Below are 20,140 nucleotides of genomic sequence, written 5' to 3' on the forward strand. Positions count from 1 at the left end.
CTCTTCCCCTCTCCCCCTCCTCTTTAATCTGTGCCGCTGCTTGCTTTCCGTTACGTACTAATTCCTTTACCAAATCATTGCTAACTTTGGTTAGTTGACGTAGCGCTGATACGCTCCATTTCTGAACATTAGCGCGTACTAGACGCTGTAAACGCTTCGGTAGTTTTGAAAACCAATTGTAAATTTCTATTGCGCTATACGCTATGTAGCGGGATGCTCCGAAATCATCGGATGCTAGCCAATTATCGAATACTTTTTTACCTTTTGGGCAATGGGCAAGGCAGTCTTGATAAATTGAGTTTAATGCTTCTCCGTTTTCTAATAACCCATCGAAGGTTCGGCGGACGAAGCCAATGAATTGGTTGAGCGTGGTTTTAGCTTTGCTTTGTAGCTGGGGATTCTCAAACCGAGAATAATCAAAGTTTGTGGCGAATACAAATGGGGGGTAGACGTTTTGGGTATTGTCGCCTGAAGCTATCTTGTGCATAATAGAAGTATCCCTTTGATTTGATTGGGAAACCATACCCTCCGAGCTTGATTGCTAGTCTTCGCGGGGGGTTTTGGCTTTTAAGTTATTTTTGTCCTATCAAGCGCCGCAAGATTATAAAATTGTGGCGCTTGTTTTTAGTATTATAATCTAACAGTAGTAAAATAAGCTAATTATTTGTAACGAATTGATAACTAATCACTACTTAATAGTAGTAAATGGCTCAATCAGCGAAGCTTAATTGTACTATGGAAGGGAAAACGAGACTTGATGTAAAACACCGTGAGTAAAAGGGTTTTTGTGACTTTACCTGATTCAGTATTTGAAGACCTAGAGCAGTGGGCTGATTCCCAAGGAAGACCAACTGCAAATCTTGCTGCTTTCTTGATAGAGACTTCTATAAGACAAGCCAAGGAAAATGGAGAAATATCGCCGCAAAAAAATAAGGAAAAGTAAAAGCAGGTGAACCCATCTACAATTAATATTTCTGAATTACCTTCAGTAGAATTGGAAATGCGAGCGCAACTCCCTAAAACGCCTTGTATTTATTTTGCTATAGACTCTACTGGAGAAATTCAGTATATCGGGCAATCAATTAACCCTCTTATAACGATGGCTTCGACACCATCGTTATAAGAAGTTATCTAGGATAGAAGGTATCAGAATTGCTTGGCTGAAAGTTTCTTGTCGTGATTTACTCCCAGAAGTGGAGAAGGCTTTAATTGATTGGTTCAAGCCACCATTGAATAGACTTGTTGCTTCTACAAGTAGAAGCAAATCCGATGTCAGCGCTTATCGCTTAGAGTTGCCAGATGCACTAAGAACGCAGTTCAAGGGAATGACTGCGATGAATGGCACGAACATGAAAGATGCCTTGATTCACTTTATTGAGTGGTATGTAGGAAAACAACAGCTTCCGCCAGAAAACAAGCTGTTAAACGTTGGGATTGGTCAAAAAGAAATAATGCAATCGGGAATACACAAGGATTCGCCAACCATACCCGAACTCATGAATGCTTATATTCTGCTGAATTACAAAGGCATGGGAGAAAAGCAACTAGTTGAAATGGCAAATGATTGTCAGGTTACTCCGGCACAAGTACAGGCTGTTTTAGGAGGGCAACCTGTAAATGACCAAGCTGCGCGTATATTTTCTGTTAAATTAAAGATGCCTGTTGAAGATTTTGTTGCTCAGTATCCCGTAGTCAAGCCGTAGCAGCAATCAACCAATAAAAAGCTTCATTGTTATTTTGAAAATATTTAGCCAAACTATTTCCTAACTTCTACATTACCGAACGGAAACTGTTTCCTTTCGGTAAATTATCCTAGTACAAGATAGCGTAAATTTAGCACCCATATCAAAAGCTTTAAATCCGTATCTTATAATACTTTTGACTTTTAACTTTTGACTTTTGACTTCCGCGCAGCGGTACTAGGCTTTGAATACAAATAAACCAGAATAGCGGTAGTGACGCACAGCCGCACTATGTGAACCCGTATCGCACTTTTTTGAGATGGGCGAACATTATAAATAAATACCAAATAATGGTAAATAATAACAATAATGTAAAAATATTAGCTGACAACTGACGCAGTTATGCCGCAGGACTTCTCCGGTCAAAATCTCCAAGGACGCTCTTTCAAAGGTTTAGACCTTACAGGTGCTGACTTTAGCTACGCAGATATCCGCAGTACAAATTTTACTGGTGCAATTCTTCGGGAGACAAAGTTTATTTATGCAAAAGCTGGACTGCAAAGACGTTGGGCTATTGTGATTGTCATAGCTTCGTGTTTACTGGCGGGATTATCGGGGTTTTTCTCTGGTTTTACTGGTGCTATGGTATCGTCGTTGATACTTAATAATGACCATTTCTTATATAAAATCGCTGGCTGGGCAAGTTTATTTGTACTAATTGTCTATCTTAGAGTTATTATTCGTTTTGGAATAGAAGTAAATACCGCAACAGTTGCTGGAGCATTCGCTGTGGCTATTGGTGGAATCGCAGCTTTCGCTATTGCCTATTTTATCGATGAAGCATTAACTATTGCTATTGCTGGAGTATTTTCCATTGCTGCAACGTTAACTATTGCTGCAACCTTTGCTGTGACTATAGCTGTAGCCTACTTGTGTAAACATCGCACTCCTTGGTACTCTCAAGAAAATCGCTTAATTTTCAGTTATCAATGCTATCACAAGAACCCTTTTTTTCATCTTTGAAACTAGCATTGGACCTATTTTTTTTCTGTGATGACATCATCCCGCACACAACCCTCTTTATTGTCGTGTATTACGCGATACCAGCTATATCCATCATTTTGCTTTAGGGGTTTACTTGTTATCTTAACTTCAGTGCCTGAAGGTGGTGAGACGATTACTTTACTTTTTCGCGTGCATTGTTCACGAATATTAACGTTTTCGCCATCTGAATTGGTCCGTAATATGCCGATCTTAGGCAATTGTTCAGGATATGTACAAATATTAAACTCGTAATTATTGTTATTCTTCCTAACAACACACACAAGTTGTACTGGAGAATTCTTACGATCGCCTGACGGTTCAAACTCAATCTTACCAAAAGCCCCAGAAGCATAAAATGCTCCTAAGTTGAGTTCCTCTTTTACTCCACTTCGAGTTTGTTGTCTATCGATTGCAGCAATCAAAGCCTGTGTTGCGTCATAAGCAAGGGCAGTTCGCCAGTTTACGTCAGCACCACCCCATAGTTCTTTAGATTTATTGACGAATTTTGATGACTCATTATTAGTATTAGAGCGATCGATATGCCAAAAAGCTGCGACTACCATGCCAATTGCCTCGTCTCCAATATTTAAAATATCTGGGGTATAAACATCATCTCCTGCTATAATTTTGAGTTCATGTTGTGCAGATGCTTTAACTACCTTTTTTGTTTGTTCAAGAGTATTGGTACTGGATGCCAACATCAGTACTTCTGCACCATCTTCAACCGCTTCTTCTACGCTCTGAGCAGGATTAAAATTCTGCTCATACAAGTTAAACTCTTCTGTTATGCTTCCTCCTGCTTCTTCAAAAGCTTTCTTGAACTCAAACTTAAGGGATTTACTGTAGTCACTATTAGAATCGAAAAAAACTGCTACTTTCTTTTCATTCCAATTTTGCTTTATATAATTTTCTAATTTATTTGCAGTTTGAGTATCACTAGGAACTGTCCGGAAAACATAAGTCTTTGAGCCGTTTGAACGATCGTAATTTTGGTTCTTACAAATAGGAGACTTGATAGAAAGCGGTGTTTTTGTAAGACAAATAGAAGTACTGATGGGAGTAATGGCTACAAGTTCTCTGGATTCATAAATACTTTTTGCTGCTATGGTGACATCGCTCGCATAATGACCGACTACACCTAATACTTCAGAATCCTTAGCTAAGGCTGTAGCAATCTGTTTAGCGTCTTCAGGATTGTTTTTGTCAGAAGCGATTTTTACTTTCAATAAAAATCTATTACTTGACTCATTGGAATTATTTTCATCTTGAGCTTGAGCAACACCACGTAAAATTTCTAATGCATTATTTTGATCGTTGTTATTTTTGGTAATCGGTACAGATACGGCAATAGTATATTTGGGTAATGCTTTATTTAATTGAACTTTAGCATTGTTAAGAAAAATTCGTGTCTCTGGATCATTTGGAGCTTTTTTAAGCGATTCTTTAAAAGAGTTAGCTGCCTGTTGCCATTTTTTCTCTTTTACATACTTCATTCCTTCTTCTTTTGTTGAAAGTGGTTCTCCAGGAATTAAAGTTTTTTCACCGAAAGTAATAGGAAAATTATCTTTGTAATTAAGCGAAGCAATAATACCTACTAATGTCAATGGTAGTAACGTAATGGACAAGAATAACAATATCGAGATTGCTAAACTGAATTGATTGTTTCCATTAGAACTCATATATAATAGTATATTTTTTATTTGTATTTTAATATATAAAATACAACAACTTCCAATTTATTTGTATGTATTATGATTAATTATTTTTTATAAAAATTAGACCTCTTACAAAAGTCCCAGATATATCTGACTTTTGACGCTATGTGCAAAATTAGACTGGTAAGTCAGCAACAATTATAGCTTGTTTTTTGTCTAATCTCACAAAATCGCGCTGCTCCCCGACTTACTTATGTAGCTTAAGCGATCTACCTCGCCAAGTCCAACCCCAGCCTGTTTCAGTTTTAACCACTGATGCAATGGCAATAACTGCAACTAACAAACCTGCCAAGCTATTGAGCCACCAATATTTTGTAGAAGAATGAAGTGCTTTTGCTACTATTTTTCGCAAATTGTATTGGAAGAAAATAGCACTTAAAGCCAAACAAATCGTAAAAAAATCAATAATTTTCCATCCAATCAATATATTTTTACCAAATACAATCGCTAATACTAGCCAAGGAACTGAGTAAATATTCAGCATTAACACAGCTAACAATATCATTAACCACAAGTTCCGTTGAGAACCGGAGTATAAAACTTTAGTCCAACCCTCCCATAGTGTTGCCCAAGAGCGATACATTCTTAATTCGGCTAAATATCCTCCTAGCATATGTTGTAATTTTAGACCACTTTGTTTAATACATCGAGCTAAAGCTACATCTTCAGCAACATAATTGGCTACTGCTTGGTGTCCACCTACTCGATCGTAAGCAGAGCGCCGAAATAGCATAAAAGATCCTATTGCAAAAGCTGCGTTTTTTTTGGGGTCTTTTAGTGCCTTGGAATTCAAAGAAACAAGCAGGTTAATAAACATTAGTGGCTGAACTAGCCATTCTGCTAAAGACTTACAAACTAATGCTGATACACAATTCAACAAGTCTATTTGACTCGATCTTGCTACTTGAACAACTGTTTCAATTGCTTTTGGCTTTAGCATGACATCAGCATCAATAAAAAGCAAAAACTCTCCCTTCGCTCGTAGGGCAGCTTGAGCACAAGCCCAATTTTTACCTGTCCATATTTCTTCAGCTGGTCGATCTAGCCCTGGCAAAATCTTCAAACGTGAATCATTAAGACTTTGCTCAAGCAGATTGAGAATAGTTAAAGTATTATCAGTAGATCGATCGTCTACAACCCAGACTTCAAGCTTATCAACCGATAAATCCGTACTATTTAAAATAGATAAAATGCAATTTTTTATATTATCCGCTTCATTATATGCCGGAACAATCACTGAAACTTTGGGAAATTCATAATTAAGAAGATAATCTGTTTCATTTTTTGATGGATCTAGTTGAGGTATGTCCCTTATTGCTTGTCGCAAAGAAATTAAATAATTAATCAAATTGAGCAAAGAAATCAAAATAAATAAGAGCAGGATCAAGTTTTAATTACCCCATATCTACTAATAATCTATCAAACAATTAGTTTTTACTCAATAATTAGTTTAGATTTATTTTTCTAAACTATTCATCATCGCATCTTTATTACTAAATTCATAACTACCGCCAATGTACTCTAATAAACCTTTCTTAGCACAATAGTCCAGAAAACCAACATAATCACAGGGAATACAGCCGTATAATACAAGAATAAGACGTAAAACAAAATGTTTTATGCAAACCAAACCTGAATTTTCTCCATTAAGCAATCCACTGAGAATGCCAACCATTAAACCAACTATTATGCCAAACCAAACTCCACCATAAACATCTTCTGGTCTATAATAAATCCACCAAATAAAATCAGATATATGATAATAGATATACCAAACAAATATATTTATTATAAAAGAAGTTAAAGCAGTATAAACTGATATATTAATAGCATTTCTAGCTGCTTTTTTTATATCATGATTAGGTTCTATTTTTTGATACTTGTTATTATCTGTTTGAACTCCTAATGCTATCGCAATTTGCACCCCAACAAATATCTCTAAAGTTAGTAATCCCCATATTGTAGTGTTAAGAATGCCAAAATGGTTAATAAGTAAAGGCAATAACTCTTTTGTATTATTTAATGGCTCTTTAATAAACATATTAATAGTAATAGCAAATAAAAAACTACTCAAAACAGTAATTATTAAGCCTAAGTATTTTCGATTTATTAAGAAAAAACTAGATAGATTTTGAACTCTATTATTTATTCTCGAAATGTAATCTCTAAGTATTAACAATTGTAAAACAGAATAGAGCAATAATCCTAATATGCTTGAAAATATAGTAATATCTGTACCCAAAGATTGTTGATTGTCAGAATAAAAAACTTTTTCTAAAAAATTATTTAACCAATAACTTTGAAAATTTTCTGGATTCAAACCTATTACTTTAGATATTATTGCAATTATTATCATAGATATTGCAGATAACGCTCCACATATCATTCCAACACGTAATTTTTCTCCCGCTTTTGTCCATGACCATTCAACACTTTCTACAGCTTTTATGTGTTTAGGATCTAGCCTATAAAATACAATTGCAATTATTATTCCAAAGATTATTAAATCTAAAGGTTGAACTTGATCTATTTCTATTAATTTACTACTTAGCCAACGTATCAGTCCAGATATCAATCCGATCGTTGCAACTATAAATGTAGATTTTGAATTGATAGTAGACACATATTCTATTTTAGATGCTAATACTCCAGCTATCATTCCAGATATCATTCCAGATATTGAACCAAAAAAGATATAATTAATTAGATTTACATTAGCTCTAGGAGCATAATTGAGTATATCGGATAGTAACCCAGTAGAGAAACCACATATAAGTCCTACTATCAATCCAAGTCCTACAAAATAAATATTTTTTTTAAACAATTCTGTTTCAAACCATTTAAAATCATCTACTTGAGGATTTGCTGCAAACAACCATTTAGGCTGTATATCCTCAATATAAAAAATATAAAAAGCTGATGTTTTTTCACGAGTTAATTGTTTTAATAGCCAATGTAACCATTTTTCAGCTTTTTTTTGTGGATACTTATCTTTGTTCCAATTCTCATCTTTAAATGTAGTTTTAATTTTAGAAACTACTAGAGTCTTTTGTCTCTCTGGATTGGATAAATATTGTCTTATAAATTGATCTTTATCTGGTGCATCTTTATATTCTTCAGTGAAAAAAATTAGATCGGGAGGTAATTTTAGGTATTCTGTTAATGAAAGTTCACCTTGTATATACCTTTGCAATTCATTAAGAGACTGGTCATTTTTCTGAAAATGTTCCTGCCAATATGTTATAATTTGCTCTTGATCAAGAGGTTTCAACTCAAGCGCAAATGTATCAGTAAAAGAGACTAATTCTGGATCGAGTAATTTTTCTTTTTCTCGACTGGTAATAACAAACTTAATATCATATTTACCATCTCCAGTAATTTTTTTTAACTCTTTCACAAAATAACCCTGTTCTTTTTCATTTACTTTTTCAAAGCCAGAAAATAAAAATATTACTTTTTTATAGCCATCAGAATCTAGTGTGTCAAAAGTATATTTGTTGAGATTGTAACGTTTAGGTAAGTAATATTTCATCCACTCAACAAATGTCCCTTTGTCTGAGTTAAAACTGGAAATATCTAAGTGTACAGGAATTCTTGTTTCGTTCGGTTTATATTTACTAATTAACTCTTCGTTTAGTTTTCGCAAAAACTTTTTTTTATTTATGCCTTGTTCACCTAATAAAATTACGTTTTTTTGTTCCTTAATAATCTGATTAATAATGATGTTTATTGTGTAAACACTTTGATAACTTTTGATATCTCTACGTTGTATGTCATTTTGGGCTTCATTCCCTGGTACTATTACCTCCTTAGAACTCAGTTCAATGAATTCGTTAACGGAAGAATCCTCCCAAATTTTCTTAACCATTGTAAATAAAAATTTACTAGCCGCAGAAAAATTTTGTTCATTGGAAATAGCAACTTTGCCTCTGATAACTTCCAAAACTTGCATATGTTCTGTTCCACTGAACGTAGATTTCAGCTTACTGCAAAGTTCATAAATAGAATCTATTTTAGCTATCTCATTTAAATAATTAATCAGTGCTGAGGCGAATAGATCGTCCTCCCTCACGTTAATAAATCGAAGTTTACCTGGCTGCTCAATGCCAATATCTTGACAAAATGCGTGTCGATCATCATACGCAATATTCCTTAATCTTAAGAGTTCTATAAGTTTGTCTTTATCTGATTTGTTTAATTTAAAAGCCATATCAATCTAGAAAGTATTTTACTTAACTAATTAGCCTAATTATAGTTTGGCTATAACATCTTCCAAAACTTGCATATGTTCTGTTCCACTGAACGTAGATTTCAGCTTACTGCAAAGTTCACAAATAGAATCTATTTTAGCTATCTCATTTAAATGATTAATCAGTGCTGAGGCGAATAGATTGTCCTCCCTCCCGTTAATAAATGGAAGTTGACCTGGCTGCTCAATGCCAATACTTCGACAAAATGCTTTTCGATCATCATACGCAATATCCCTTAATATTAAGAGTTTTATAAGTTCGTCTTTGTCTGATTTGTTAAGCATCTTAGAATCTTTCTGCTTTTTCAAGATTACGGGATTTAAATGTTCGAGAATAATTGCTGATTTTGGTGTAGAAGAATTTGTGCGATTAATTTCTATTTGAATGCGATTTTTACCAAATTCGTAGGCAGATTCAATCGTTCTTCCAGAAGCCAGTGATTCATAAAAGCCCACTGCAAAAGCAATTGCAGTATCATCTCGAATTGGTTGCTGCATACCAATAACATAATCAACATACGGGCTAATTGCTTCAGCTTGTTCGTTGGAATTACAAGCATTAAGCAGTACGCATTTTACTTTATCCTTTGTATTCTCTTTATTAATAAGTCTAAATAAATCTTTAAGAGCTTTGGTACTCACCAACTGTTGCTCTGCTACATCATTCAGCAAAACTAGTCCCTGGCTTCCGCTACCATGTCCGCAGAAGTGAACCATTTCGGGCTTTACTTCAGATAGTAGGCGTTGCAAGTCGCTAAGACGCACTGCTTCTCTTACTTCCAATTCATATTGCTCGCGGTTTTGAGGATGTTGTAATGCTTCTCGAATCTTTTCTATTTCTTGGGATAGGTCTAAATCGCGATGGGGATTGGCTGCCAAAATTAAGATTTTTCTAAGCATCATATTTGAGGAGTGATTGATTGGTGTATCTTCTGTTTGGTTATTTTGATAATTATCACCTTTGACTTTCACTCCGAATTGTACCGTTGTCCACTCACGACTAGGAAAAGCCACTGGGTTTGCTTTACGAATTGGTGGCTGTTCGGCAGCAAACGCCATCAAAAGTTCATCTAAAGCGCTGCCACTTCTTGCTGCTCCTAGTTGTGGAAGTGGTTCATCTAGGGATGGTAATTGCAAACAACGAAAATTAGCCGTACCAATGGTGGCAAAAACTTTTAAAATATCCTCAACTCGATCTTCCCCTTCTAAATTCATTTGTAGTGAAATCAACTCCTCTTGTTGGGGATCGAGGCAAATATAATCTTCTTTTGAGGGATATACTTGGTCGATCGCCCAATCATGCTGCAAATCCAAGACAACAACATTAACTACCCTCGAATAGTTATTGCGAATTTTAAAGAACAAGTATTCACCCGTCTGTAATTCTGGATCGCTAGGGTTAGTAAATGGTTCCGGTTGCGGTTTATCTGATGACTCGTAATCTTTTTGCTTACCTAGCAATTCTACTAATACTTTCCCTCTTAAAGGAGAACTAGTATCATGATTATCCATTTCCTGTATTGCCTGGTACTTAGACAGGTGTACCAATCGCTGCACTACCTTCTGAGCAGAAGTACTGCCATTTACTTTTAAAGCAGGTCGAAGAATAATGGGGGCACCAGCGCGATCGCATATCTCATAAATCACTTCATCTACTTTATTTTTTTTGATATCTACTTGATAATCGGCAGCTTCTTCTTCCCCAACCAACTCCACCCAACCGTTAGAACTTAATTCCATTTCCACGGCTTGCAAGGCTTGATTATTTTCTTGGGATAAATCATTCTCTTTGAGCAACCGCACTTTCCGCACTAGCTTCACGGGTGCAGAGGTTAATACTGCTTGCGCTCCTTGTTCGATAGCTGGTGAAGGGCGAAGTATAGTTTTTACTTCTGCCCAAGAATCCGTCGCTCCCAGTTCTGTAATTTCTGCTACTGCTATTCTTTCTTCTACTTGACCGAAATTAACTACACCGCGAGGATAAATTGCAAACTCTGCCCCTTTACGTAAGCCCTGTGCTTGACCAGCTTCAAGTTGTAATCTAGTGGTGTTTCCCCTCACCACCTGTAAAACATTAACTGCATACTCGGTGAGAACGTATTCGCTACCTAACACCAGCCGCGTACCTTCACCCATCAACATCGGTGTTTGTTCGAGAAACTGAGTTTTGATTTTGCCCTTGATGCGATCGTGTACCATTTTATAGGTCATTCCCGGCATCGGTTGATTCAAAGTATCTAGCAACCAATAAGTCAGCGCACCATTACGTTTACTAACATTAAAAGCATATTCTTTAGCCAATTCCGAAGGATGGCAAGCAGCTAATAATACATAACCTTTGACTTCTGGTAAGATATTAGCAACGGCAGTTGCTTTACGAGTTACTCCTGATTCTCCTGCTTGTTCTCGTGTTAAAGATAACCAATTTTCAGTTAATTCTGACACAGAAGCCACCAGATTTGATAGTGGTCTGGAAGTCATATCAATCGTATCTAAACCGCGAATATCTGTATCTCCTCCTCGCACTGCACCACCGGAGTGACAGCAATCCAGCACAATTGTGACGACTAACCCCTTATCCACCATTTTTTTTAGGAGTATAGCTAGTTCCAAATCGCGGAGATATTGCCCTTCTTTAGTACCAATGTCAGTGGGAACAAGTCCTTCATCAAGCCCCTTTTTTCCCTTGATTTGGGGATAGTTGGTTGTTGCTCGTCCCCCATGACCTGAATATTGGATATATACCAAATCTCCTGGTGCTGCTGTTTCTGTAAGTTCCTGGAACTGTGCGACAATGTTTTTGTAGGTGGGTGGCTTGGAACTTTGACGAATTTCAGAAATATTCGATTCTGGATTAGAAGCAGTTAATTTAAAAATCTTTGTCGGTGTTTGGGGTTGACGCAGAAGAAATTGTTCTACATCGTTAATATCGTTGACACACCCTTTCAAGCTTGTGTAAGATATCCCACTTGATAAGAGATTGGGTAAATAGTAGTCAATTCCAATTAGTAAAGCGTATAAATTGGGATTTAATTTTTTTTGTTCGCTCATTTTCTGTTCTTTCAACTCGTAATTACTTTACATACAATTCCTAACTATTCACACCAGTAACTTCAAACAAATCATGAACGGGAGTAGGAAATTGTTCCCCGGATTTTTCCGTTTCTACTTTCAATAGGTAAAGTCCTGGTTTTAAAGCATCAATAGCTAATGTCCATTCTTTTTCTTGCTCTTTAAAATCGAGATTAAGTGCAGTTTCTGAATGAGAAACAGATGTGATTATTGCTTTCAATTTCTCATTAGCTGGAGAGGAACTAATTACTCTTCCACGTATTTCGATGGGTTCGGAGGGTAAATAAAGGTCATCAAGGGAAAGACTAATCGCTGGTTGTTGCGCTCTTACCCCTGCTAAATCAAATTGACTAAATTTAAGACAATTAAATAAATTTTCTAAAATTTGACTTTGATTTTGTAGCGAACCGTGGGTTTCGGCAATAAAATTGTTGTTTAAACTATTAGATAATTCAATGGGTATGGCAGATACTTGTGGTACTGTCCCATCACCATCACTTAAATCTGGTCTACTTTGCAATTTTATTGGTAATTTTTCACTTACACTAAGCTTTCCATTTGCTAGCAATGCTGATTGGAAAGTAGGTTGTTTTATGCCGACTATAGGAATAGTTGTAAAATCCTTTTTGTAGTTTTCATCTTTTATATTTATCTTAACAGCAGCTTCAATTTTTCGATGAAATTTCAAAGCATCTGCAGCTCTTGTTTTATCTATATTAGGAAGATTATCAGTTTCTCCAATTCTATAATACTCATTACCTATTTGTAGCGTTTCATAAATAGGTAATAATTGATAAATAGAAGTCAAAGAACGCATAACTTCTGTTAATTCAAGAAATAGTTGTTTGTATCCATTCGCGAGGAAATTAACTGCTTTAACTGACCCTCTGTGGGGAGTACCAAAGGTAAACAAAGCTTTACAATCTCGCCATCCTTCTAATACTTCTACGTAATAACGGCAGACTAACCCACCCATACTGTGTGCCAAAAGAATTACCTTGGCATCTTTAATACCTGTGTATTCCCGCCATTGCTTTAACCGTTCATCCAGCAAGCGTTTGAGTAATCGAGCAGTTACACGATTATCGCGTCGCCAATCATAGTAAAACTTAAAAAAATTGGCTGGCTTGTCGTTGTTATAAATATCACCTTTTATTACATTAAACTTATTAGTTATTAGACCTGAGAGTTCGGAGTAACCAATACTCTTAGCTAATCCTGGAATTAAATGAGGTATCTCTATTATTCGAGAAGCCTTTATACCATCTCCTAAATCGTTTGCTTTTGGATCATCATTACCATTGAGCTTGAGTTGTTCAATCCAATCATTACGATTAAATAATGCCGATCCTACAACCCTTCCCGAAACACCCCAGATATCTTTGCCATCCTTCCGGAGAACACTACCTGTGATTCCAGGAATAACAACTACAATATCTCTCATCGGCGTTTTTGGCATACTCTTTCTCCTAATCTTTAAAAAAGATAATGGTAGTAATGCAAGTCGTTTGCGCTGTGTTGATTAGTAATAGATGTAAATGATTTATACATATGCAGTAAGACTCATAAGTGCTTATCTGCCAGCTTTGTAATTCTAAAACCAAAAACTATAACCTTCAGATGAATTAAATAACAGAGTTTTAGTGATAATGTTTTATCTTTGTGTATTTTACGTAACCAAGCTAATTATCACATAGTTTTGTCAAGAAATGTACTACAAGTAAAGTTTTTCTCTAAAAAATATCTCTTTAGATAGATTCCCTAAATCTTTATTTAAAGTAAGCAAATAATATATATAGGTGCAATCAAAAGTAACTTATGCAGTTTTGAGTCAATTTTGTAATCAAAGTTCATAAGAGAGTTGCTTGAAGTAGATGAAAATACCTTTCCCGTGGGTAAATAAGTACTAAGTCTATCTGCAAAAAACTTTTCTTCTAAGCATCAGTCCGATGATTTAGGAACCCATCCAAGTCCGCAGCCACTCTACAATCATCTGAGCTTGTTTTGAGAGAATCTCCTTCCTTAATGACAGACACGTTACCGTCAATAACGCCTGAAACATTCATTACCCTCCTTTCAATCGCTTTGTTAAATATCATTCGTCCAAGTTCAAGGTTTCCAAGACGAAGATAATTTTTTATGGTGAGTGCGATCGCACAAGTTCCTTTACCAAATCATGGCTAACTAAGATGAGTTGTCGTAACGCTGATACGCCGATGCCTGCCGCTCCGCTAACCGCCACTTCGGCATACCTAATCTTTATCTCAGCAGTATCGGGCTACGGGTTACGTGCAGTATCGCGCCATAACTTACTTCCCCAAGGTTAATTCAAACCTTAACATCCGGAATCAATGAACTAGGTTCCCCATAATAACTAACCGTAACGCATCGTTTAGCACGAGTCGCTGACACATGAATTAAGGAACGCTCCGCATTAACTATGGCGTTATATGCTGCTTTGTCGGAAGCATTTTTTAAAGCGGATTGTAAAGGTAAATAATTATCATTAATTCCAGCTAAAACAACATATTCAAACTGCAATCCCTTAACTCGATGCATTGTGGCAACTCTTACTCCCGGTTGAGATAAGTTGTCTGGTTGGCTGCGTTTGATTTGTTGGGTTTTTATTCCTAATTCGTTCAGAACTGATATATATTGATTAACTAATTTATTTGTACGGACAACTATACAGCTATTAGAAAGGGGATTACCTTCTTCTTCTAGTTTTTGGAGGTATGTTTTAATAAATGCAATTTCTTCACTAAAGCTAGAAAATCCGCGTATAATTGGCTCATCTCCGTGGAGTAATGAACGGTATCCTTTCAAATCATCTTGATTCCCATCTAAATCGTCAACTGTGACCCCTTCAAGTACATTAGTTGCCCATTTTCTGGTTTCATCAGTAGTACGATAGTTAATTCTGAGCTTGTGCGATCGCCCTCGAATATCTATACCGCATCGACTAAGAACCAGTTTGCGACCGTAAATACGCTGATGGGGGTCGCCAACAATAAAGATATCATTACCAGTATCTTTAGGTGGAACTATTTCTCGAATCAGTGAAAAAGTTGCTTGGCTCATATCTTGGGCTTCGTCTACGATTACGGCTTTGAAGGGTAAAGTTTCACCGGGTTTATTTTTTAGTAGACTGCAAACGTCGCTCATTGCGTCTTCGCTTTCTTTCCAGCCTTTTTGTTGCAGTAAGGAGCGATATTCTTCAAATACTTGCCAAATAGCTGCTCTTTCGGCGCGATTTAATCTGGTACCTCGTCCGGTTCTGGTAATCTTGAGATATTGCTTGAGGGAGTTTATTTTATTAGCTTGAATTACTTCGCGCCATTCATCTTTGTAAAATTCTAAACTAAGTGACGGAGCTTCTGGTTGACAGGTGTAAGCTTTTTCCCACAGTTCTGCAACTTGCTCGTCATAGACTATTTTGGCAGTAATTCCTTCACTTTTTAGAAAAGATGCTACCCAAGCGTCGATATTTTCAACTTTAATACGTCGCATGGTTTCAGTGGAGCAGATTTTACGTAAGTTCGCTTCAATATCCACCGCTAGGTTACGGGTGAAAGTTGTGAACAAAATGCGATCGCGCTAATTATTTACGCACTTAAATGAATCATGCGATCGCACTTTCAATCCAACTACTTAAATCAATTATGCGATCGCACTTCTAATCCAACCACTGAGAACTATATGATCGCTCTCCCAATCTAACTACTAAAAACTATGCGATCGCACTGCAATGCCTTTAGAAAAATAACCTATTTAAAAAAGCTAGGTTGAGCCTCAAATTTGGGACAATACTAATAGCTGTAATTACGATTAAAATTAAATGCATGTTATTAGCCGCAGGATTTTGCGGGAGTTTTGTGAAGCACATGCAGATTCCTGTGATGCGCTTTATGATTGGTATAGGGTTGCAACTAAAGCAGAATGGAAAAACTTGATTGATGTTCAGGCTATTTATGCTAAAGCAGAAGCTGTTGGAAACTTTACTGTGTTTAACATCAAAGGTAATAACTACCGCTTGATTGTTGATATTGTTTACGAAGCCCAAAGAATCTATATAAAATACATCCTAACTCACGCAGAATATGATAAGGAAAAATGACCCGTACTTTTAATCCTGAATCTTACGGTAAATTACTAGCTAAATATCAACCAAAAATAATTACTACTGAAGAAGAAAACGAACAAGCTCTTAAATTAGCCCAAAACTTAGAGCATCGTCCCCATCGTACACCAGAAGAGGATGTACTTTTGGAATTATTAGTAACATTAATTGAAAAATTTGAAGAAACTCATTACCCAATTCCCCAGGGAACACCTCATTCAATGCTAATATACCTGATGGATGCACGCGATATAACAGCCGAAGCATTAATAGATGTAATTGGCTCCTTGGAAATTGTACAGGAAATTATCGATGGTATTCGCACTATGAACAAAACAGAAGCAGAAGCACTTGCAAACTATTTTCACGTAGATGTTAGCTTGTTTATATAACTGACTTTAGAAATTAGCCAAGGTGAGTAAATTCACTGTTTTATTGTCTAAAATAAAACAAAAAGCTCCTAGACGATGCCAAACCCCAGAAACCTCAACAACATAATCCAACGCATCCTCAACGGAACTCAAACCGATGATGATCTGGAAGCTTTGCGTCAGTGGTTAAATTCTGGTGCCTTTCAAAATCTGCAAGTTGGTAAGTACAACGTCAACATCGGACAAGGACAAAATATTCATATTGGGGATAAAACCTACCAAGGACTTGACGCACAAGCAATTCGAGAAGTTGCTAATGCCATACTTCGAGGTGACAATGCGACCGACATCCGCGAAATTATTCGTTCTACCCTCAAAAAAGAGTTCCCAAATGTGACACCATCAGAAAATTCTCAAAATTCTTCCCGTAAAACTATTTTAGTCCTAGCTTCTAGCCCTACAAATGAAGCAAGATTGCGTTTAGATAAAGAAGTACGGGAAATTGATGAGGGTTTGCGAAGGTCACAACATAGAGAAAAATTTACTTTACAGCCAAAATTCGCTGTTCGTCCCGATGATTTACGTCGTGCTTTGCTGGATTTTAACCCCCAAATTGTTCACTTTTGCGGTCACGGTTCGGGTGAAAATGGCTTAATTTTGGAAGATGATGCTGGATTAGCACAACTTGTCCCCACCCAAGCTTTAGCAAACTTATTTAAACGATTTGCAACGCGAGGACTTGAATGTGTGGTTCTCAATGCTTGCTATTCGGAAGTTCAAGCCAACGCGATCGCAGAATATATCGATTACGTAGTCGGAATGAGTAGTACGATTGGTGACAATGCCGCGATTCAGTTTGCAATCGGTTTTTATGACGAATTAGGTGCTGGTTGGTCGTTTGAAGATGCCTATCACGGTGGTTGTGATGCCATTGCGCTACAAGGAATCCCCGAAGAAAATACCCCTATCTTCAAAAATCTAAAAAAAAAGTCCCAGTAACGGCAATAAATCGGGTTGATGAGTTGGTGCAACAGGTGCGTATCCGCATCCACGATACCATCCAAAGTTTACACGGAATAATGCCCTTATGGGGAATCGATAATTGGGTTCCCTTGGGAGATTTGTTTGTAGATGTCAATATTTTAGAAAAAACTAGCAGTAGCCGTAGGTCAGAAGTAGGTGATTTGTGGCAAGATTTTACCAAGGGTGAATCCAATTACCGCAGTTTGGATCGGATTGGTTTGGGTAATCAACAGCAGCGCGTTTCCGGGTTATCTGTGCTGGAGCGAGATACAAACTTGATGGTGGTGGGGAAACCGGGTTCAGGGAAAACCACCTATCTGCAAAGGATTGTCACCGAATGCAATAATGGAAAATTGCAAGCGCAGCGAATTCCCGTGTTGATAAAGCTGCGGGAGTTTGTAGACGATGGACGCAAGTATGGCTATAACTTGGAGCAGTTTTTGGGACAACTTTGGCGCTTAAGTAATGCAGACATGGAACTGGTGTTAAGCCAGGGTAAAGCTTTGGTTTTGTTTGATGGGTTGGATGAGGTAACGGGGGAAGCGGGAAAGCAAATTACCAGGGAAATCAAGCGGTTTGCTCGTGCTTATCCTCAAGTGTTGGTAGTGGTGACTTGTCGGACGCAAAGCCAGGAGTCGCGGTTTGAAAGGTTCGATGATGTGGAGGTGGCTGATTTTAATGAGCAGCAGGTGAGAGCGTTTGCAGAACATTGGTTTGGGACTGTGTGTGTGGATGCGGGGGAGGACAAAGCACGGGATTTTTTGGAACAGTTGTTTCGGGAGGAGAACAAACCGATTCGGGAATTGGCGATTACACCGATTTTGTTGAGCTTGACTTGTGCGGTATTCCAGCAAACGGAGAAATTTTACTCGAAGCGTTCCAAGCTATATGAGGAGGGATTGGAATTATTGTTGGTGCAGTGGGACAAATCGCGGGAAGTCGAGCGGAATGAGGTTTATCGGGATTTATCGGTGGAGCGGAAGTTGGAATTATTGAGTTATGTTGCAGTGAAAAAGTTCGAGCAAGAACAGTATGTGTTGTTCGAGCAGGAGGAATTGGAAGGGTATATTGGGGAGTTTTTGGGGATCGAACGACGGGAAAGTCAAGGGGTATTGAGAGCGATCGCATCTGTGCATGGGTTATTGATTGAGCGATCGCACAAGGTTTGGTCGTTTTCGCATTTGACTTTTCAAGAGTATTTAGTGGCGAAATTATACTTTATATTTCTTAATAATCCTGAACTGACTTTTGCACAGCTAAGAATGATAGCACAACAATTTCCAAAATATTACTGGGCAGAGGTATTTTCACTTTTATGTGACATGACTTGGGATGATAAATTGCTACGCCAGCTTTACGAAAAAATTAATACTTTGATAGTTCACGATAAAAAAATACAAAATTTTCTTTGTTGGGTCAAGAAAAAGTGTATATACAATAAAGATTTTTACAAGCCTGCTGCTATACGAGCTTTTTACTTTATCTGTTCAGAATTACTAGAAATAGATATGATGTTTCATCTTTCAAGAGATATAGGAATTGGATTTGGTGTAGATTTTGATATAGACTTAGATCGCTTTATTATATTTTTTTTGCAATGCAACAAGTTGGAAATTGAAAATATAAGAAATATTTTTGGTATGTTGATTCGATTTATCTCAATACCCAATTACAAACATCTAAAAATAATCAAATGCTTGAAAGAGATACTATTACCTTTATATGATTCATATATTAATATGTCATTAGAAGAATTTAAAAATATCAATAATATTGAGAATATAGCTATTAATGAAAGAGATATAGGTCACAAGTGGGAGTTTAGCCAAGCTCAACTACAATTATTAAATGATTACTATAATGCTAATAGACTAATAGTATTTATCTCAGAACGAAGTGACAACCTTACTAATAATGTAAAAGAAGGAATTGAACTAACACTCTTATTGCCAAGTGCAGAAATTGAAAAATACAAACTTAAATCGAAGGCTGAGTAATTATTAATAAAATCATTCAATTTGTTTTGGTAATTAGATTATAGCCAGCTTAATTTATAATGCGATCGCAGTCTCAAAGTCCTTATCATCAGCATTACGAGGACGAAGATATAAAGTAATTTCCATATCGAGACGCTTGAGAAAAATCAGCAATTTACCTTCACTAAACCGTTGAAATTCTCCTTTCATCAAATGGGATACCTCTGGTTGGGGAATACCGAGAAGTTCGCTAATTTCTCTTTGTTTTAAATTGCGTTGTTTTAGCAATCTAATTACCTGAATTCCAATTTTACCTCGTGTAAAAAGTTCGTCAGCATCTTCTAAACCCAAATCAGCGAATACATTACCGCTACTTTCTTCAAAAATAGCCTCTTGCGTCATTTTAGTTCTTCCCTTGCTACTGCATCTTTATAACGTTGTTTAATTAAATCAATATCAGCCTGTGGGGTTTTTATACCACTTTTTGATTTTTTCTGAAAAGCGTGTAGAACATAAATTTTTTCTGCAATTTTTACAGCATAAACTGCTCTATAGGTATCAGTATCATAACGCTTAACAATTTCATACACCCCACTCCCAATACCCTTAAAAGGTTTAGCCTCTAAAGGTGTTTCCCCTGCTTGCACCAGTTGCAACGCATATCCAACCGATGCGCGTACATCTTCTGGGAACTCGCGGATATTTTTACGAGAGTCTCCTATCCAAACTAAAGGGCGTAAAGAAATTTCTGCATTCTCCTCACTGTTTGTCATTTTATATGAAATTTCCTATAAAAACAAGTAAGAGAATACCATAAAATATAATTAGAAAATTTATTGACTGTGGCGACAAATGGTGAGTTAGCCTAGCTTTCCGCAGGAATCGCTT

At 36.8% G+C, this 20,140-nt stretch carries 18 protein-coding genes; 9 read left to right on the forward strand and 9 right to left on the reverse strand.

Features of this window, described 5'->3' with window-relative positions; genetic code table 11:
• On the reverse strand, nucleotides 1-523 hold a 523-nt coding region (locus IQ247_RS15225; protein WP_228059763.1), incomplete at its 3' end, for a hypothetical protein.
• A gap of 246 nt (nucleotides 524-769) precedes the next feature.
• Between IQ247_RS15225 and IQ247_RS15230 the strand changes: the two genes are divergently transcribed.
• The 4 genes from IQ247_RS15230 (at nucleotide 770) to IQ247_RS15245 (ending at nucleotide 2,705) form a co-directional block, all read left to right on the forward strand.
• Nucleotides 770-943 carry a ribbon-helix-helix domain-containing protein gene (locus tag IQ247_RS15230; RefSeq protein ID WP_193921354.1) on the forward strand — a complete coding sequence of 58 codons (174 nt, stop codon included), beginning with the start codon at nucleotides 770-772 and terminating at the stop codon, nucleotides 941-943.
• Between the two features lie 6 nt (nucleotides 944-949).
• Entirely contained in the window at nucleotides 950-1,123 is a 174-nt protein-coding gene (locus tag IQ247_RS15235) for a hypothetical protein (protein ID WP_193921356.1), read from the forward strand.
• Between the two features lie 70 nt (nucleotides 1,124-1,193).
• Entirely contained in the window at nucleotides 1,194-1,703 is a 510-nt protein-coding gene (locus tag IQ247_RS15240) for a hypothetical protein (protein WP_193921358.1), read from the forward strand.
• A 381-nt stretch (nucleotides 1,704-2,084) separates the two neighbouring features.
• The gene (locus IQ247_RS15245) at nucleotides 2,085-2,705 is read left to right on the forward strand and encodes a pentapeptide repeat-containing protein (protein WP_193921360.1); all 621 of its coding nucleotides are present in this window, start codon (nucleotides 2,085-2,087) and stop codon (nucleotides 2,703-2,705) included.
• 14 nt (nucleotides 2,706-2,719) lie between these two features.
• On the opposite strand, the gene IQ247_RS15250 is transcribed toward IQ247_RS15245, so the two are convergent.
• The 5 genes from IQ247_RS15250 to IQ247_RS15270 all read right to left on the reverse strand — a co-directional run bounded on the left by IQ247_RS15250 (nucleotide 2,720) and on the right by IQ247_RS15270 (nucleotide 13,221).
• Nucleotides 2,720-4,330 carry an ABC transporter substrate-binding protein gene (locus IQ247_RS15250; RefSeq protein ID WP_228059764.1) on the reverse strand — a complete coding sequence of 537 codons (1,611 nt, stop codon included), beginning with the start codon at nucleotides 4,328-4,330 and terminating at the stop codon, nucleotides 2,720-2,722.
• 298 nt (nucleotides 4,331-4,628) lie between these two features.
• Nucleotides 4,629-5,807, reverse strand: a complete 1,179-nt coding sequence (locus IQ247_RS15255) for a glycosyltransferase family 2 protein (RefSeq protein ID WP_228059765.1) — start codon at nucleotides 5,805-5,807, stop codon at nucleotides 4,629-4,631.
• 90 nt (nucleotides 5,808-5,897) lie between these two features.
• Nucleotides 5,898-8,651 (reverse strand): NACHT domain-containing protein, encoded by a 2,754-nt coding sequence (locus IQ247_RS15260; protein WP_193921366.1) that lies wholly within the window; start codon nucleotides 8,649-8,651, stop codon nucleotides 5,898-5,900.
• Between the two features lie 39 nt (nucleotides 8,652-8,690).
• A complete protein-coding gene (locus IQ247_RS15265) occupies nucleotides 8,691-11,741 on the reverse strand; it encodes a caspase family protein (protein ID WP_193921368.1) in 3,051 nt (1,016 codons plus the stop codon).
• Nucleotides 11,742-11,781: 40 nt separating this feature from the next.
• Nucleotides 11,782-13,221: an esterase/lipase family protein gene (locus tag IQ247_RS15270; RefSeq protein ID WP_228059766.1), complete on the reverse strand. Its 1,440-nt coding sequence runs from the start codon at nucleotides 13,219-13,221 to the stop codon at nucleotides 11,782-11,784.
• A gap of 730 nt (nucleotides 13,222-13,951) precedes the next feature.
• Here IQ247_RS15270 and IQ247_RS32605 point away from each other — a divergent pair.
• Nucleotides 13,952-14,089 (forward strand): hypothetical protein, encoded by a 138-nt coding sequence (locus tag IQ247_RS32605; RefSeq protein WP_228059767.1) that lies wholly within the window; start codon nucleotides 13,952-13,954, stop codon nucleotides 14,087-14,089.
• Between the two features lies 1 nt (nucleotide 14,090).
• Here IQ247_RS32605 and IQ247_RS15275 read toward each other — a convergent pair whose 3' ends face one another.
• A complete protein-coding gene (locus IQ247_RS15275; protein ID WP_228059768.1) occupies nucleotides 14,091-15,347 on the reverse strand; it encodes a 3'-5' exonuclease in 1,257 nt (418 codons plus the stop codon).
• Between the two features lie 253 nt (nucleotides 15,348-15,600).
• On the opposite strand from IQ247_RS15275, the gene IQ247_RS15280 reads away from it, so the two are divergent.
• From IQ247_RS15280 to IQ247_RS15295, 4 genes are all read left to right on the forward strand, one after another.
• Nucleotides 15,601-15,879 carry a type II toxin-antitoxin system HigB family toxin gene (locus tag IQ247_RS15280; protein WP_193921370.1) on the forward strand — a complete coding sequence of 93 codons (279 nt, stop codon included), beginning with the start codon at nucleotides 15,601-15,603 and terminating at the stop codon, nucleotides 15,877-15,879.
• Complete coding sequence (locus IQ247_RS15285; RefSeq protein ID WP_193921372.1) at nucleotides 15,876-16,274, forward strand: helix-turn-helix domain-containing protein; 399 nt, start codon at nucleotides 15,876-15,878, stop codon at nucleotides 16,272-16,274. Before IQ247_RS15280 ends, IQ247_RS15285 begins: the two co-directional genes overlap by 4 nt.
• A gap of 75 nt (nucleotides 16,275-16,349) precedes the next feature.
• Nucleotides 16,350-17,252, forward strand: coding sequence for a CHAT domain-containing protein (locus IQ247_RS15290; RefSeq protein WP_193921374.1), 903 nt, complete (start codon nucleotides 16,350-16,352; stop codon nucleotides 17,250-17,252).
• 26 nt (nucleotides 17,253-17,278) lie between these two features.
• Complete coding sequence (locus IQ247_RS15295) at nucleotides 17,279-19,273, forward strand: NACHT domain-containing protein (RefSeq protein WP_193921376.1); 1,995 nt, start codon at nucleotides 17,279-17,281, stop codon at nucleotides 19,271-19,273.
• 54 nt (nucleotides 19,274-19,327) lie between these two features.
• Here the strand turns inward: IQ247_RS15295 and IQ247_RS15300 are convergent, their stop codons facing one another.
• Entirely contained in the window at nucleotides 19,328-19,654 is a 327-nt protein-coding gene (locus IQ247_RS15300; RefSeq protein WP_193921378.1) for a helix-turn-helix domain-containing protein, read from the reverse strand.
• On the reverse strand, nucleotides 19,651-20,025 hold the full coding sequence (locus IQ247_RS15305) for a type II toxin-antitoxin system RelE/ParE family toxin (protein WP_193921380.1): 375 nt from the start codon (nucleotides 20,023-20,025) through the stop codon (nucleotides 19,651-19,653). The genes IQ247_RS15300 and IQ247_RS15305 overlap by 4 nt, the downstream gene beginning before the upstream one ends.
• Nucleotides 20,026-20,140: the final 115 nt, after the last annotated feature.

It is taken from the genome of Plectonema cf. radiosum LEGE 06105 (assembly GCF_015207665.1).
GTDB classification, from domain to species: domain Bacteria; phylum Cyanobacteriota; class Cyanobacteriia; order Cyanobacteriales; family Nostocaceae; genus Rivularia; species Rivularia radiosa_A.

Bases quoted from the DNA above. Each gene is read 5' to 3' on its own strand.
- IQ247_RS15245 (WP_193921360.1), top strand. From the start codon at position 2,085: ATGCCGCAGGACTTCTCCGGTCAAAATCTCCAAGGACGCTCTTTCAAA.
- IQ247_RS15260 (WP_193921366.1), bottom strand. From the start codon at position 8,651: ATGGCTTTTAAATTAAACAAATCAGATAAAGACAAACTTATAGAACTC.
- IQ247_RS15265 (WP_193921368.1), bottom strand. From the start codon at position 11,741: ATGAGCGAACAAAAAAAATTAAATCCCAATTTATACGCTTTACTAATT.
- IQ247_RS15270 (WP_228059766.1), bottom strand. From the start codon at position 13,221: ATGCCAAAAACGCCGATGAGAGATATTGTAGTTGTTATTCCTGGAATC.
- IQ247_RS32605 (WP_228059767.1), top strand. From the start codon at position 13,952: ATGAGTTGTCGTAACGCTGATACGCCGATGCCTGCCGCTCCGCTAACC.
- IQ247_RS15280 (WP_193921370.1), top strand. From the start codon at position 15,601: ATGCATGTTATTAGCCGCAGGATTTTGCGGGAGTTTTGTGAAGCACAT.
- IQ247_RS15285 (WP_193921372.1), top strand. From the start codon at position 15,876: ATGACCCGTACTTTTAATCCTGAATCTTACGGTAAATTACTAGCTAAA.
- IQ247_RS15290 (WP_193921374.1), top strand. From the start codon at position 16,350: ATGCCAAACCCCAGAAACCTCAACAACATAATCCAACGCATCCTCAAC.
- IQ247_RS15300 (WP_193921378.1), bottom strand. From the start codon at position 19,654: ATGACGCAAGAGGCTATTTTTGAAGAAAGTAGCGGTAATGTATTCGCT.
- IQ247_RS15305 (WP_193921380.1), bottom strand. From the start codon at position 20,025: ATGACAAACAGTGAGGAGAATGCAGAAATTTCTTTACGCCCTTTAGTT.